Origin of the sequence: Roseivirga ehrenbergii (assembly GCF_001593005.1) — a bacterium.
In the GTDB taxonomy this organism is placed as follows: Bacteria; Bacteroidota; Bacteroidia; order Cytophagales; family Cyclobacteriaceae; genus Roseivirga; species Roseivirga ehrenbergii.
Map to the genome: position 1 here is coordinate 234344 of NZ_LQZQ01000045.1, position 14919 is coordinate 249262.

10 protein-coding genes are annotated in these 14919 nt (G+C 39.7%); 7 read left to right on the top strand and 3 right to left on the bottom strand.

Annotated elements, in window-relative coordinates; translation table 11 throughout:
* Positions 1-108: 108 nt before the first annotated feature.
* The 5 genes from MB14_RS11320 (at position 109) to MB14_RS11340 (ending at position 7876) form a co-directional block, all read left to right on the top strand.
* On the top strand, positions 109-3381 hold the full coding sequence (locus MB14_RS11320) for a SusC/RagA family TonB-linked outer membrane protein (protein WP_062591650.1): 3273 nt from the start codon (positions 109-111) through the stop codon (positions 3379-3381).
* 26 nt (positions 3382-3407) lie between these two features.
* On the top strand, positions 3408-5195 hold the full coding sequence (locus MB14_RS11325) for a RagB/SusD family nutrient uptake outer membrane protein (protein ID WP_062591658.1): 1788 nt from the start codon (positions 3408-3410) through the stop codon (positions 5193-5195).
* A 112-nt stretch (positions 5196-5307) separates the two neighbouring features.
* Positions 5308-6531: an alkaline phosphatase family protein gene (locus tag MB14_RS11330; RefSeq protein ID WP_062591660.1), complete on the top strand. Its 1224-nt coding sequence runs from the start codon at positions 5308-5310 to the stop codon at positions 6529-6531.
* Positions 6532-6540: 9 nt separating this feature from the next.
* On the top strand, positions 6541-7458 hold the full coding sequence (locus MB14_RS11335; RefSeq protein WP_062591662.1) for a metallophosphoesterase family protein: 918 nt from the start codon (positions 6541-6543) through the stop codon (positions 7456-7458).
* 109 nt (positions 7459-7567) lie between these two features.
* Positions 7568-7876: a CBU_0592 family membrane protein gene (locus MB14_RS11340; RefSeq protein WP_132644008.1), complete on the top strand. Its 309-nt coding sequence runs from the start codon at positions 7568-7570 to the stop codon at positions 7874-7876.
* 29 nt (positions 7877-7905) lie between these two features.
* Here the strand turns inward: MB14_RS11340 and MB14_RS11345 are convergent, their stop codons facing one another.
* The gene (locus MB14_RS11345; RefSeq protein WP_062591666.1) at positions 7906-10026 is read right to left on the bottom strand and encodes a xanthine dehydrogenase family protein molybdopterin-binding subunit; all 2121 of its coding nucleotides are present in this window, start codon (positions 10024-10026) and stop codon (positions 7906-7908) included.
* An 18-nt stretch (positions 10027-10044) separates the two neighbouring features.
* On the bottom strand, positions 10045-10503 hold the full coding sequence (locus MB14_RS11350; protein ID WP_062592725.1) for a (2Fe-2S)-binding protein: 459 nt from the start codon (positions 10501-10503) through the stop codon (positions 10045-10047).
* 270 nt (positions 10504-10773) lie between these two features.
* Between MB14_RS11350 and MB14_RS11355 the strand changes: the two genes are divergently transcribed.
* Positions 10774-11385, top strand: coding sequence for a hypothetical protein (locus MB14_RS11355; RefSeq protein ID WP_062591668.1), 612 nt, complete (start codon positions 10774-10776; stop codon positions 11383-11385).
* A 124-nt stretch (positions 11386-11509) separates the two neighbouring features.
* On the opposite strand, the gene pckA is transcribed toward MB14_RS11355, so the two are convergent.
* On the bottom strand, positions 11510-13123 hold the full coding sequence (gene pckA / locus MB14_RS11360; RefSeq protein ID WP_062591670.1) for a phosphoenolpyruvate carboxykinase (ATP): 1614 nt from the start codon (positions 13121-13123) through the stop codon (positions 11510-11512).
* Positions 13124-13346: 223 nt separating this feature from the next.
* Here pckA and MB14_RS11365 point away from each other — a divergent pair, with 223 nt between their 5' ends.
* A complete protein-coding gene (locus tag MB14_RS11365) occupies positions 13347-14876 on the top strand; it encodes a peptide MFS transporter (protein WP_062591673.1) in 1530 nt (509 codons plus the stop codon).
* Positions 14877-14919: the final 43 nt, after the last annotated feature.

The window sequence follows — 14919 nt, forward strand, 5'->3', positions numbered from 1 at the left end:
TAAATTGAACGACTATTCAATTAAAATTAAATCGCGGTTAATGATGGGGTAACATGCCGCGCCTACATTTGACAATCTAAAATCTGCTCTAAAACTAAAACAAAACTTATGAAAGGATTAACATCCACGATTTCAACCCAACATAGGCAGCTTCGCAGAACTTGCCTCATGTTGATGTGTTTATGTGTGTCTGCGCTGGGCTTTGCCCAAGAATTAAATGTTAGAGGTCTGGTCTCAGATACTGAAGGACAGCCTATTTTTGGTGTTACAGTTTTTGAAAAAGGAACTACAAATGGAATGGTTACTGGTGCTGACGGAAAGTACAGCATCAAAGTAAAAAGCCAAGAATCTGTAATTGTATTCTCATTCGTAGGTTTTATTTCTCAAGAAGTAACCGCAAATAATCAATCTACAATTGATATTACCCTCCAAGAAGACATTAAAGAACTTCAAGAGTTTGTGGTAGTAGGCTATGGTGTAGAAAAGAAGGTGAACCTTTCTGGTGCTGTAGACCAAGTAGATGCACAGCAATTAGCGAAAAGGCCAATCAGTAGCGTGACTGAGGGGCTTCAAGGGGTTATTCCTAACCTAAATATCGATAGCAATTCTGGTGCTCCGGGTTCTACTCCTAATATTAATATTAGAGGTGTGACTTCAATCAATGGTGGAAATCCATTGATTTTGATTGACGGTGTACCTTCTGATGCCGTGGAGTTAAACCGCATTGCACCTCAAGACATTGAAAGCATTTCAGTAATCAAAGATGCTTCTTCGGCAGCCATTTATGGTGCAAGGGCAGCATTTGGTGTAGTAATCATTACTACAAAGAATGGAGCTGATAAAATGAGAATCAGCTACTCTGGTTATACGTCAATGAATGAAGCCACAGTTATACCCAACAAAATTACTGACCCTTATATCTACTCAAGGTTGTTAGAAACTTCAACCGACAATACACCTTGGGACAATATCAACTTCAGTGATCAGTATTATGCCTGGGCCAGAGATCGCTCTAACGATCCTTCATTACCAGGGGTAAGAAAAAATCCAACTAACGAAGCCGCTTGGGAATATATGGGTGGTCAAGATTGGTCTCGTCATTTTATGAAAGATCAAACTACATCAAGTAACCATCAGCTTTCTATTAGTGGAGGTGACGATCGTGTTAATTATTTGCTTTCAGGTTCATACAGTCATCAAGACGGGGTTTTGGCCATTGCCGATGATTACTTTGATCGATACACAGTCAGAAGCAAGGTTTCATATAAAGCCAACGATTGGCTGACCATTAGCAACAACACCTATTTGACTACTACGGAAAGAAAAGAACCTTCGTATTTCGATATTACGTCAATTTATAATATAGCTCCTACATCATGGAATATTAACCCTGACGGAAGTTGGGCCAATTCTGAAGCCGGAATAATTTCTGCTCAACTAACGGATGGTGGAGAAGACATTACAGAGTTTACTAGTGTTCAGTCGCAGTTTGGCGTACAAGCAACATTGTTAAAGGATATCCTGACTTTTAACACTGACTTCACCTTTAGAAGAGGCAGGCAAGATAGAAACTGGTATCAAACAAAATATAACATTGGTTATGGCCCAAGTGATATTAGAGAACAGGGCAATAATTCAGCTTACCGATCAAGCTCAGTAGAAAACTACTATGTGTTGAATAGCTATTTAAGCTACAAACAACAATTTGGTGATCATGCATTAAGCGGAACTTTAGGTTTTAACCAAGAGCACAACCGCTGGAACTCGTTTAGCGCGCAGCGAAACAATGTTATTTCTGCTTCGCTACCTACCATAGCACTGGCAACAGGCGATCAGTTTGTAGGTGAAAGCGTGTCTGAATGGGCAGTTAGAGGTGTTTTTTACCGATTGAACTATATCTATAATGACAGATATATTTTTGAATTGAATGGCCGATATGATGGCGCTTCTAAATTCCCTTCTGATAATCGTTATGGATTTTTCCCTTCGGCTTCATTGGCTTGGAGAGTAGATGAAGAAAACTTTATGGCTGGAATGAGAGACTGGGTAAGCCAGTTTAAACTCAGAGGTTCTATCGGGTCTTTGGGTAACCAAGCTATTGGCCCTTATGAATACATTTCAACCATGAGCGCATACCAAGGTAATTACCTGATTGACGGAAAGTTGCCGCTAGAAATTTCTTCACCTCAATTGGTATCAAATAACTTTTCTTGGGAAGAGGTAGTAACCAAAAACTTTGGTGTAGACTTAGGCTTTCTTGAAAATAGAGTGTCTGCATCATTCGATATTTACAGGAGAGATACCAAAGGGATGTTGACTTTGGGTAGAGAATTGCCAGATGTTTTGGGTGCAACGGAGCCAAAAGAAAACGCTGCTGATTTGAAAACTAATGGTTGGGAATTCTCTTTAGGTTACCAAAACGAAGTGGCTCTTGCTGGCAAGCCATTAAACTTTAAAGCGGGTTTCAACTTATCTGACAGCCGTTCTTATATCACTAAATTCGATAACCCAACAGGAAGCATAACTCAGTTTTATGAAGGAATGGAGTTAGGCCAAATTTGGGGACTTCAAAACGATGGTTTCTTCAGATCTGCCGAAGAAATCAACGCACTAGATCAGAACTCGATTGTGCCTTGGGGTGCTATTTCAATTGTTGAGGGATGGCCAAAGTACAAAGACTTAAATGGAGACAATAAGATTACAAAAGGATATACTTTAGACGACACCCATGATCTATCAATCATTGGTAATCAATCACCAAGGTACCGTTATGGAATAAACCTTTCTGCCGATTGGAATGGATTCGATTTAAGCGTTCTTTTCCAAGGCGTAGGGAAGAGAGACTATTATCCTTTAGATTACTTGTATTGGGGATTTTATCAGCAGCCTTATGCAGGTGGTTATCCGCATTTGAACGATTTCTACCGAGCTGAATCAGAAACTGGTGCCGATAGAGACAGACATTCACAATCGTATTTAGATGCAGGTTTAGCGGACCAAAATTTGGATGCTAAATATCCTCACTTACAATCTTGGTTGGCCGATAGGAATTTGGGAGAAAGAATTGATCAAGCGCAAGGTTTGGCCATTCCTCAAACAGATTATTTGTTGAGCGCAGCTTATTTAAGGCTCAAAAACTTAACCATCGGATATACTTTACCAGTCGCATTAATGTCTAAAACAGGCCTTTCAAGTGTAAGGATTTATGCCAGTGGCGAAAACCTTTTCGAGTGGTCGGCATTAAAAGACTTCTTCGATCCAGAAGCAGTAAACAATGCTATTCAATATAACCCTGCTGTAAGCGGAGGAAGAGGAGTAGGTAAAGGTTACACTTACCCTTTCCAAAGAAGGTATGTATTGGGAATCAACATCACTTTGTAATCATCTGATTTTTAAACGAATTCAAAATGAAAAATTTTAAAATACTGATTGCACTCTTCTTAATTGGTTTGGTTACAGCCTGTAACGACAACTTCTTAGATGTAGTGCCAGAAACCTCGATTGGCGTAGAGAACTTCTTTAACACAGAAGAAGACCTTAATATTTACGTCAATAGCCTTTACAATTTCCCGGGTTCGGGGATTTATTATGCCGATGGTGGAACAGACAATGCTGCCACTACGGGAAATACTGAAATCAAAACCATGATGGTTAGTACTGCATCTTCCTCTACCATTACATCGGGTTGGAATTGGGGTACGCTAAGGTCAATCAATTTGTTTTTAGAAAACTTTGACAAAGCGAACATCTCTCAAGAAAAGCTGAATCATTTTGAAGGCTTGGGAAGATTCTTTAGAGCTCAGTTTTACTATGACAAAGTGAAAAGGTATTCGGATGTGCCTTATTACGATTATGTAATCGAAACGGGTGATACTGAAGCCTTGAACAAGTCGAGAGATTCGCGTGAAATGGTGGTAGATAAAGTTTTTGAAGATTATCAATTTGCCATTGAGAACATTTTCGAGAATCAGCCTGATGGCGCAGTAAACAGATGGGTGGCAAAAGCCTTTATGGCAAGAAACGCGCTACACGAAGGTACTTTTAGAAAGTATCATAGTGAATTAAATCTTACTGCCTCGGCTGATAAGTATTTGAAGTTAGCGAGAGATATTGCCAAAGACATCATGGATAATGGGCCTTTCAGTATTAAGAATACAGGCAATAGCGCAACTGACTACAGCAGCTTGTTCAATAGCACTGATTTAGAGTCAAATCCTGAAGTCATTTTAGGAGTATATAGCCTAGACCAAGTGAAAAATAGTGGTTGGTCCGAAACCGTATTTGGTAACTATGAAACCAGCCCAGCGAAAGATTTATTGCAGTCTTACCTAATGGCAGATGGTTCTTATTATTCGAACCAAGCCAACTACGATGAATTTAGTTTTGTTCAAGAGTTTCAAAATAGAGACCCTAGACTGTCTCAAACTTACGCTTATCCAGGCTTTGTGTTGGTAAACTCAAGAACTTACAGCCAAGGTGCGGGAATGTATGTTCAGCAATTGGCAAAGAATTTCTCGGGCTATCATCAGCTGAAAGGTTTTGTGAATGTAACAGATCAGGCCACTATTAATAACTTGGACTTTCCGGTATTGAGGTTTGCCGAAACGCTTTTGATTTATGCTGAAGCTAAGGCTGAACTAAATGAAATGAATCAAGCTGTACTAAATGAGTCGATTAACCTGTTGCGCGATAGAGCGGGAATGCCAGCTTTAACCATGGGCGTTACTGTTGACCCAGTGTTGCAGGCAAAATACCCTACGGTGTCAGATCCAGTTTTACTTGAAATAAGACGAGAAAGAAGAGTTGAATTGGCCTTAGAAGGGTATAGGTTCGATGATTTAATGCGTTGGAAAGCGGGTAAGTTATTAGAGGAAGAGCCAAAAGGTTTGTATTTCAGTGGTTTAGGTAGGCACGATGTTACGGGTGATGGAATTGAAGACATTATTCTATTAGATGCTTCAGCATCAATTCCTGATACCAAAGAGCGAAATGCTTTAGATGTTCCTTTTGCTTATTACAGAGTTGGAAGTTTTGGTGAAAACGTAGGGGTGTTTTTATCAGACGGTAACAGCGGACATATTTTAACGGTAATTGAAAGAGGAACATTTGACGATCCGAAGTTCTATTATCGCCCTGTACCAGCTGCTCAAGTAGCATTAAACCCAAATTTGACACAGATTTTCGGATGGAATTAGATTAGGTTGCAAATGTTGAAATACCGGATGAGGCCCTTAGCCTCTTCTGGTATTTTCTTCTTTTCCACTAACTTAAACCCAACCACTCAACTAACCCGACAAAACTAACATCATGTTGAAATCAATAAGTATACTTTTTTTAGCCATTGTAATGGCAGCATGTGGAACTGCACCTGAAAAAAAGGTGATGATCATCTTAGTGGATGGTGTTCCTACTGACGTACTTGAAAGTGTAGATACTCCAATTTTAGATCAAATTGCTGCACAAGGTGGCTATACTCATGCGTATCAAGGTGGAGGAAAGGATGAATACACACAAACGCCAACCATTTCGGCTCCAGGTTATATGAATATGATTACTGGGGTTTGGGGGAACAAACACAATGTTTGGGGCAACAGTGTTAGAAACCCGAACTATAACTACTGGAATATCTTTCGTACCGTTAAGGCGGTTAACCCTGAAATGACCACGGCTATATTTTCAAGTTGGGAAGATAATAGAACAAAGTTAGTAGGAGAAGGAAAAGCAGAGGCTGGGAATTTCATGTTCGATTACTCTTTTGACGGTTTTGAGTTAGATACAGTGGCTTTTCCACATACAGCCGACCGTAGCTTCATGTTTAATATTGACGAAAATGTTTCGAAAGGAACAGCCGACTATGTGCTTACTGATGCACCAAATTTGTCATGGGTGTATTTAGAGTTTACCGATGATATGGGGCATATGTATGGCGACAGTCCACAAATGATTGAAGCCGTAAAAGGTATGGATAACCAAGTGGGTAGAATTTGGGCAGCTATTCAGCAACGCGAGAGAGAATACAATGAAGATTGGATGATTGTAATTACTACCGACCATGGTAGAACTGAATCCAATGGTAAAGGTCACGGTGGTCAATCAGAAAGAGAGCGTACTACCTGGATTGTTACCAATCAAAACAACCTGAACAAAAGGTTCGAAAATAACCCACCAGTAGTAGATGTCGCGGCTAGTGCTCTAAGGTTTTTAGGTATTGAAGCCCCTGAGCAAATCAAGGAAGAAATGGATGGAATTCCCTTCATCGGTGATATTTCAATAATGAATGCTAAAGCTAAAAAAGAAGGAAACGAGCTTATCGTTTCTTGGGAGGTAGCTGATGCATCTGGCAGTGTAGAAATCTACCAATCTTCCACAAACAACTTTGCCAAAGGAGGAAAGGATGAGTACTCACTTTTAGGCAAGGCAGACGTGAAAAATGGTCAGTTTAAAACTGATTTTGTTTTTCCTGTAGGAACTACCAAGCTCTTACTAAAGGCGCCTTATAACTGGACAAATGTTTGGGTAATCGTTGAATAAGCTGAAAAAATGAACAGACGGAATATTTTAAAATCAATAGCCTTAGCTGGTACGGGAGCTTTAATGGGAGGTGATTTAACTTCTATTCAACCTAAAGCGAAAAGAGTTCTACGCCTTGCTCACCTTACTGATGTGCATTTACGTGATGCGGATAATGCGCCTGATAAATTTATCAAGTGCTTACATGTTATGCAGTCGTTGAAGGATAAACCTGACATGATTTTTAATGGGGGTGATACAATTTTCGATGCTTTAGGTACCGATAAAACAAGTGTAGAAAACCAATGGCAACTTTGGGATAAAGTCATTAAAGCAGAAAATGATTTGCCTGTAGTTAATTGTATTGGCAACCATGACGTATGGGGGGCTGGAGAAAAATCAGATCCGCTTTATGGCAAAAAGTATGCTTTGGAGAAAATGGGTTTAGATAAACCGTATCATTCTTTCGAAAAGGCTGGATGGAAGTTTATTATTCTTGATAGCACACATCCCGTAGGAGAGGGCTGGTATACAGCTAAGTTAGATGATGAGCAATTCGATTGGTTTGAAAAAGAATTAGAGGCTACACCTTCAACTACACCTGTTATGGTAATGTCGCATATTCCAATTTTAACGGCTACTGGCTTTTATGAAGGTAATGAGAAGAATGGAAACTGGACAGTGCCTGGTGGATGGATGCATATTGATTTCAATAGAATCAAAAAACTTTTTATGCAACATGCCAATGTAAAACTTTGTGTAAGTGGGCATATGCATTTGTTGGATAAGGTAGAATACAATGGCGTAACCTATTGCTGCAATGGTGCAGTAAGCGGAGGTTGGTGGGGTAACGAAATGTACTACGAAACCCAAGCTGGTTTTGCTACTGTCGATTTATATGAAGGTGGTGAATTTGATGTGCAATACCATACTTACAGCTGGAGTTAATGAGTGTTAATCAGAAATTAAGCTTTCTGGGTGAAATCGTTAAATGCTTCCATAACAAAGCTTTTTTAAAGACTATTGCAATGCTTTAGTTTTTAATAGAATGGTTTATATGGTTTCTCAAACTCTAATAAGTTACAGTGTTCAAACTTTAGGGTGGCTTGGTACGCTACTTTTTATTGTGAGTTACATTCAGCTAAATCGTGGAGTTTGGACCCTTCAGGATACAAGATTTCACGTTTACAATATCTTAGGAAGCGTATTTTTAGTGATTGACACCGTTTATGATTTCTCCTATGCTGCGGCTGCGGCCAATTTCTTTTGGGGAATTGTAGCCTGTTACGGCTTGATTAAATTTAGAAATCAAGAGAAAGTCAAAAGTGACGAATTTATAGAAAGTAAAAAGCCCAACCTCATCTGAAGTTGGGCTTAATTTTTTGGTCTGAATTTCTATCCAAAAACCATTTGATCCTTTACGAAAGGAATTTTATAAAGTCTGTTTCCGGTGGCTTTGGCCATGGCATTAGCCAGAGCACCGCCTGCAGGTGGCAAAGAAGGCTCACCTAAACCAGTTGGATCGTTCAAGCTTTCTACAAAATGAACATCTACGGTAGGTGCTTCTTTAGTTCTTATCAAACGATAATTGTTGAAGTTAGAAGCTTGCGGGGTTCCATTGATGAAGGAGAAATCTCCATAAAGCGCATGTCCCATTCCGTCTACTACGCCACCTTGAATTTGATTAATGGCAGCATCAGGGTTAACTACAATTCCGCAATCTACAGCAACCGTTACATTTTTCACGATCGGATTGCCATCCTTCATAATCACATCAGCCACTTCGGCCACATAGGTATTGTGCGAATAATACGCACTGAAACCTTTACTTACACCACTTTCGGCTTTACCCCAATTTCCTTTTTCGGCAGCCAATTTAATCACCCCAATCATTTTTTCGGGTTCGTAATCAATCTCCCCAACTGGGTTGTTTTTCGCCCGTTCAAGAATGTCTAATCTTAATTGAACCGCATCTTGTCCCATTTCAGCAGCTAATTCATCGAAGAAGCACTGCTCGGCTACGGCCAAAAAGTTGGTGATTGGAGCTCTCCATGCTCCTGTAGTAATATTACTATCTACATAACTCGATTCTATTAAGTAGTTTTCAATGCCGCCTGCCGGAAACCAATCTGGACGAACCCAGTTGTTACGTCCTATTCCTGCACCAGATAAATGGTAGCCCGTAAGCTTTCCATCTTTAATGGCAGCTCTGAATTTATATTTAGACGCAGGACGGTATGTGCCCGCGGTCATGTCGTCTTCCCTTGAAAAAACTACCTGAACAGCTTTGTTGGCTTTCTGAGAAATTTCGGCAGCTTCTAAGGCAAAGTCTCCATAAAGTCTTCGTCCAAAACCACCACCCATTCGGGTCATTTCTAGTGTAATATCATCAGGGCTTTTTTCAAGCAGTCGGGCTATTTGCCCACGCGTACCCGCTGGTGTTTGAATTGGCCCAACCAACTTCACTTTGTCGCCTGTAACATCGGCAAAGAAATTCATTGGCTCCATGGTGTTGTGTGGTAAAAAAGGAGCCTCGTAGGTTTTTTCAAATACTTTATCTGCCGAAGCCATTGCTTTTAAAGCATCACCATCGCTACGACTTGGTCTTTCTGCTCTTTTATTAAGCAGTTTGTTCATTTCACTATCGTGATAAGGCGTGTCTTCAAGCCTTCCACTCATGTCCCAATCGGCCACTAAGGCTTTTTTACCCTTCATGGCTGCCCAAGTGTTGTTACCTAAAACCGCTACTTTATCTCCAAATTGAATTACATCAGTTACGCCATTTACTTTTCTGGCTTCTGTGTCGTCAAAGGATTTTAGTTTAGCGCCAAATGCAGGTGGACGAAGCACCACGGCATATTGCATTCCTTCTTGTTTGTAGTCAATTCCGAATACAGGCTTACCGGTAATGATTTCATCTAAATCAACATTTTTCTGACTCTTACCAATAATGGTAAAGTCTTTAGGCTCTTTTAAAGTAACTTCTTCTGGTATTTCTATACCTACGGCCTTTGAGGCTAACTCTCCATAACTTAATTTTTTATTGCCATTCAGCACATAACCACCTTTGGTGGTAAGACTGTTGACGTCTACTGCCCATTCTTTGGCGGCAGTTTCTATCATGAGCCTTCTAGCAGTGGCACCTGCCATTCGCATGCTTTTCCAACTACTTCTAATGGACTGACTTCCGCCTGCTACCTGACGTGGGAATGCATTATCGAGCGGTGCTTGTTTTACGATTACATCTTTCCAGTCTACATCTAATTCTTCAGCAACAAGCATCGGCATAGATGTTTTTACATTCTGTCCAATTTCCGGGTTTGGCGACATAATCGTGACTTCACCATTATCGGCAATGGTCAAATAAGCATTGATATCGAACCAAGCCGATGCTGGGTCTTTTACTTCTGCCGAAGGCGAGCAAGCCCAATTGAAACCGATCATTAATCCTCCTCCAGCAAGAGCAGAAGTTTTGAGGAATGATCTCCTGTCTACTTTTGTTTTAATAACTGTCATTTTTCCTTGATTTGGAGGTTATAGATTAGATGCAGCCGAAGAAATGGCGGCTTTTATTTTATTGTATGTACCACAACGGCATAGGTTTCCGTTCATAGCGGTTTCAATTTCATCCATAGAAGGGGAGCTGTTGCGTTGAAGTAAAGCTGCCGCATTCATAATCTGACCAGCTTGACAATAGCCACATTGAGGAACATCATGTTCTACCCAAGCTTTTTGTAAAACATGGTCGGCTTTTTTAGAAAGACCTTCAATGGTGGTGATTTCAGCATTTGATACTGCGGATACAGGAATAGAGCAAGAGCGAACGGCATTGCCGTCCATGTGAATGGTACAAGCACCACACTGCGCAATTCCACAGCCGAATTTTGTACCCTTAAGGTCTAGGTGGTCGCGCAAAACCCATAGCATTGGGGTGTCCGCATCAGCCTCAACGGTTTGTTGCTTGCCATTAATCGTAAGTTGGTAAGTTGCCATAATGGATGATTTTGAGTGGTTTGAATTGATGAATATATGATTTATGAGTTCAAAATCATAGTTAAAATTCATGAAGAGCTGCTTCTCTATTTTAATCAATAATGTTAACCTTGTTTTTTTCTGACCTTATGCCTTATAATTCCTTTTTCTACAGAATAGGGGTTACTTTTGCGGCCAAATTAAACGTGACGGAATATGTGGTTCGCGAATGCGATTTTCGCAATTAAGCCGTTACGTTTTCAGAGTGTTTTACCAAATAATTAGAAACGAATGAAATACAGATTTTTAACCGTGTTAGTGCTGATGGTTGCGCTATTGATAACAAATAGGACTCAATCTTTTGGGCAAGAAGAAGTTCAAGAAGAAGTAGTTAAAACAGATTTAATAAGCCAGTTGGAATCGTTAATTGAGTCTTCAGGAACCTATGTAGATAAGAAAATTATTAGAATTACAAGTTTGGACGAATTTAGAAGTACTCTAGGGGATAGCTTGGCTAGCTATACAAATAGTATAGAAAGCTTGAATACCGAGAAAAATAGGATTGAACTTGAAGTTAATGCTTTAAGGTCAGAGTTGGAGTCGGTAAAAGCTGAGTTAGAAGACAGTAAAAAACTGAATGATAATATGTCATTCTTTGGTATTCTTTTGAGCAAGTCAGTATATAATATTATTGTATGGTCTATAGTGGCGTTTTTGATTGGGGTAATCATAGTAATGTTGACCCGAATGAAAAAGGTGGCGCAATCTGCAAAGCGAATTAAGGGTTCATTTACTCAAGTAAGTGAAGAGTTTAGAGCATATCAATTTGAGGCAAAGGAAAGCCAAATTAAGATTAAACGTGAACTTCAAACTGCATTGAATAAACTAGAATTGAATAGATAGTTTCAATTCGACAGAAGAACCATCACTGTCAAATTTTACACCTCACAAAAACACTCATTTAAAATAAGAAAGGCTGCCTCATACGAAGCAGCCTTTTCTGTTTACATTATGTTTTGTAATTCAATTAAACGTTTGCGCTTACTTTAGGCGCTCCCGCTAAAATTTCCTCACTGGCGTTTTCTTTGAATTTCTCAAAATTCTCATTGAATTTAATCGCCAATTTATTTGCTTCTGCATCGTATGCCGCCTTATCCGACCAAGTGTTTTTAGGGTTCAGTATTTCAGTTGGAACGTTAGGGCATTCATTTGGCATTGCCAAACCGAATACATTGTGAGTAGTATACTCTACGTTATCAAGCTTGCCTTCTAAAGCAGCTGTAATCATCGCTCTTGTATATTTCAGTTTCATTCGGCTACCAGTACCATAAGCACCACCAGACCAACCAGTGTTTACTAACCAAACGTTTACACCAGCTGCTTCCATTTTTTGGCCAAGCATTTCGGCATATTTAGTTGGGTGTAAAGGCATGAATGGAGCTCCGAAACAAGCAGAGAAAGCCGAAACTGGCTCAGTAATGCCTGCTTCTGTACCTGCTACCTTTGCTGTATATCCAGAAATAAAGTGGAACATGGCTTGGCCAGGTGTCAACTTAGAGATTGGAGGCAATACACCTGAAGCATCGCAAGTAAGGAAGAAAATATTCTTAGGGTTAGCACCTACAGAAGATTCTTGAATATTATTGATATGGTAAATAGGGTAAGAAACTCTAGTGTTTTCTGTGATTTTACCACTTGTATAATCAGGCTCGTTAGTGCCTTCTTTGAAAGTAATGTTTTCTAATAGAGCTCCTGGCTTAATTGCGTTCCAAATGTCTGGCTCTTTTTCTTCAGAAAGGTCAATTACTTTAGCGTAACAACCACCTTCAAAGTTGAAAACAGTGTTTTCGCTTGTCCAACCATGCTCATCGTCTCCAATAAGTTTTCTGTTCGGGTCGGCAGAAAGGGTCGTTTTACCTGTTCCTGAAAGACCAAAGAAAATTGCAGTATCGCCATCTTCGCCAACGTTAGCAGAGCAGTGCATTGCTAAAGTGTCTTTTTGATGAGGCAAGATGAAGTTTAAGGCAGAGAAAATACCTTTTTTCATTTCACCAGTGTAACCAGTACCACCAATTAAAGCGATTTTTCTTTTAAAGTTTAAGATGGCAAAGTTGTGCTGTCTTGTTCCATCTCTATCCGGAACAGCCATAAAACCCGGAGCACACATTACTGTCCATTCTGGAGTAAAGTCTTTTATTTCTTCTTCCGTAGGACGTAAAAACATATTAAATGTAAATAAGTTTGACCAAGGGAATTCAGTCACTACTCTTACATTAGTTCTGTATTTCGGGTCTGCGCAAACGTATGAATCGCGTGCATAAATTTCTTTTCCAGAAAGGTAATCTGTTACTCTGTCATAAAGCGCATCGAATTTAGCTGGCTCAAACGGGATGTTAATATTTCCCCACCAAACCGAATCTTCGGTGATTTCATCTTTAACAATAAACCTGTCTTTCGGTGAACGACCAGTGAACTCACCAGTATTTACGTTTATGGCACCAGTACTGGTTTCTTGTGCCATTCCTTTTTCCACAGAAATTTTCGCCAGTTCTTCTGAGGATAGGTTCCAATGTACAATTGCATCTTTGATGCCCAATTCTTTCACACTCGCTTCGTTGGATTTAAGCCCGTTTTCTTGCATTTTCTTAGTTTTTAATACTCTGTTTTGCAAACGATTGCATTCTATTTAGGGGTGCAAAAATAGGGAAAAAAACTATTGATTAGAATTACATGCACTAATAATAAAAAGACTCTTATAAGTGGTTCAAAAACTCTGTTCGATGGTCATTAACATAATCACATTTGTAAATACCCTTTTACCGTAGTAGTTTTATCGGTATTGAACTAAACAAAAATCAGAATCTATGTTGGATAAAGGAACTATAGAAGGTCCGCAGATGATGGGGCATCCCAAAGGTCTGTTCTATCTTTTTTTCGCTGAACTTTGGGAAAGGTTTAGCTTTTACGGAATGAGGGCATTGTTGACCCTATACATGGTCAACGAAATTTTTGAAGCTCTTACCTCTAGAGATTTAGCCGCTGCTGCGGTTTATGCTTCTTATGGCTCTTTGGTTTACGCTTCTACTGTAGTTGGCGGAAGGGTTTCTGATACGCTTTTGGGTTTCAGAAGGTCGATTATGCTGGGTGGGGTTTTAATGTCACTTGGCCATTTTGTTCTTGCAGTAGAAAACGAGTATACATTCTATCTAGCACTTGCATTAATTGTAGTGGGGAACGGTTTCTTTAAGCCAAATATCTCAACTTTCGTAGGTTCTCTTTATAAGGATGGAGACACCAGGAAAGATTCTGGGTTCACCATTTTTTATATGGGAATTAATATTGGTGGTTTTGCTGCACCGCTTTTGTGCGGTTGGTTAGGCCGTGAATATGGCTGGCATTATGGTTTTGGCCTTGCCGGTATTGGTATGCTTGCCGGACTGATTGTTTTTTGGCGTGGAATTAAAGCAGGGGTATTCTTAGATAAGGGAATGGCACCGAGTGTTGAAAGGCTTGAATCAAGAGTTTTAGGTATTAAAAGAAAAGTGTTTGTGCCAATTTTGGCTTTCTTAGCAGCACCTGTAATTGCAATAATGCTATCTTCTTACGGAGCAATTGGTGGTGGCGATACCTTTTTAGGTGACCAAAATGTAGTGACATTAATATTCAAATTGCTTGGCTTCGCTATTCTCATCTATATGGCAGTAATCATGTATCAGGCTACCGCTTCTGAAAGGAAGAAGTTAGCGGTAGCATTAATGATTACTGTTTTCATGAGTATTTTTTGGGGGTTTCATGAACTATCGGGCTCTGTAATTACACTGTTTGCTAGTAGAAACGTAAATCTATGGTTGATTGACGCTGCTCAAACCAATGCGCTTAACTCGATGTGGATTATTATTCTTTCTATTCCAATATCGTTGTTGTGGGGCTTTTTGGCCAAGAAGAAGTTAAACCCTAGAACTCCTTATAAGTTTGCTTTGGGGCTTTCTTTGGCAGCCATAAGTTTCTTTGTATTGTCTTTAAGTGGAAATGCTGCTGATTCTGAAGGAATGGTGCCTTTTTTCTATCTGATGGTAATGTACTTCTTGATTTCAGTTGGTGAGTTATTCATGTCACCAGTAGGCCTTTCTAAAATCACAGATCTGTCACCTCAAAGAATCGTAGCATTTATGATGGGTGTTTGGTTCTTGTCTTCTGCTTATGCTTTCCAAATCGTTGGTTTTATCGGTAAGCAATTGGCGGTAGAGAGTACAGATAAGGACGTAAGAGGTTTTGAATCTTTAGACACTTACATTGGTGGCTTTGAACTAATTGCTAAATATGCATTCGGTGCAGCGATTATAGTGTTTATACTAGGTCCAATAATGAAAAGATGGATGCAAAACGTTCATTAGAAAGTTGTGTATGAAATTAGAAGCCGCTCTATGAGCGGCTTTT

Coding starts and splice junctions, on each gene's coding strand:
- MB14_RS11320 (WP_062591650.1), top strand. CDS start 109: ATGAAAGGATTAACATCCACGATTTCAACCCAACATAGGCAGCTTCGC.
- MB14_RS11325 (WP_062591658.1), top strand. CDS start 3,408: ATGAAAAATTTTAAAATACTGATTGCACTCTTCTTAATTGGTTTGGTT.
- MB14_RS11330 (WP_062591660.1), top strand. CDS start 5,308: ATGTTGAAATCAATAAGTATACTTTTTTTAGCCATTGTAATGGCAGCA.
- MB14_RS11335 (WP_062591662.1), top strand. CDS start 6,541: ATGAACAGACGGAATATTTTAAAATCAATAGCCTTAGCTGGTACGGGA.
- MB14_RS11340 (WP_132644008.1), top strand. CDS start 7,568: ATGGTTTCTCAAACTCTAATAAGTTACAGTGTTCAAACTTTAGGGTGG.
- MB14_RS11345 (WP_062591666.1), bottom strand. CDS start 10,026: ATGACAGTTATTAAAACAAAAGTAGACAGGAGATCATTCCTCAAAACT.
- MB14_RS11350 (WP_062592725.1), bottom strand. CDS start 10,503: ATGGCAACTTACCAACTTACGATTAATGGCAAGCAACAAACCGTTGAG.
- MB14_RS11355 (WP_062591668.1), top strand. CDS start 10,774: ATGAAATACAGATTTTTAACCGTGTTAGTGCTGATGGTTGCGCTATTG.
- pckA (WP_062591670.1), bottom strand. CDS start 13,123: ATGCAAGAAAACGGGCTTAAATCCAACGAAGCGAGTGTGAAAGAATTG.
- MB14_RS11365 (WP_062591673.1), top strand. CDS start 13,347: ATGTTGGATAAAGGAACTATAGAAGGTCCGCAGATGATGGGGCATCCC.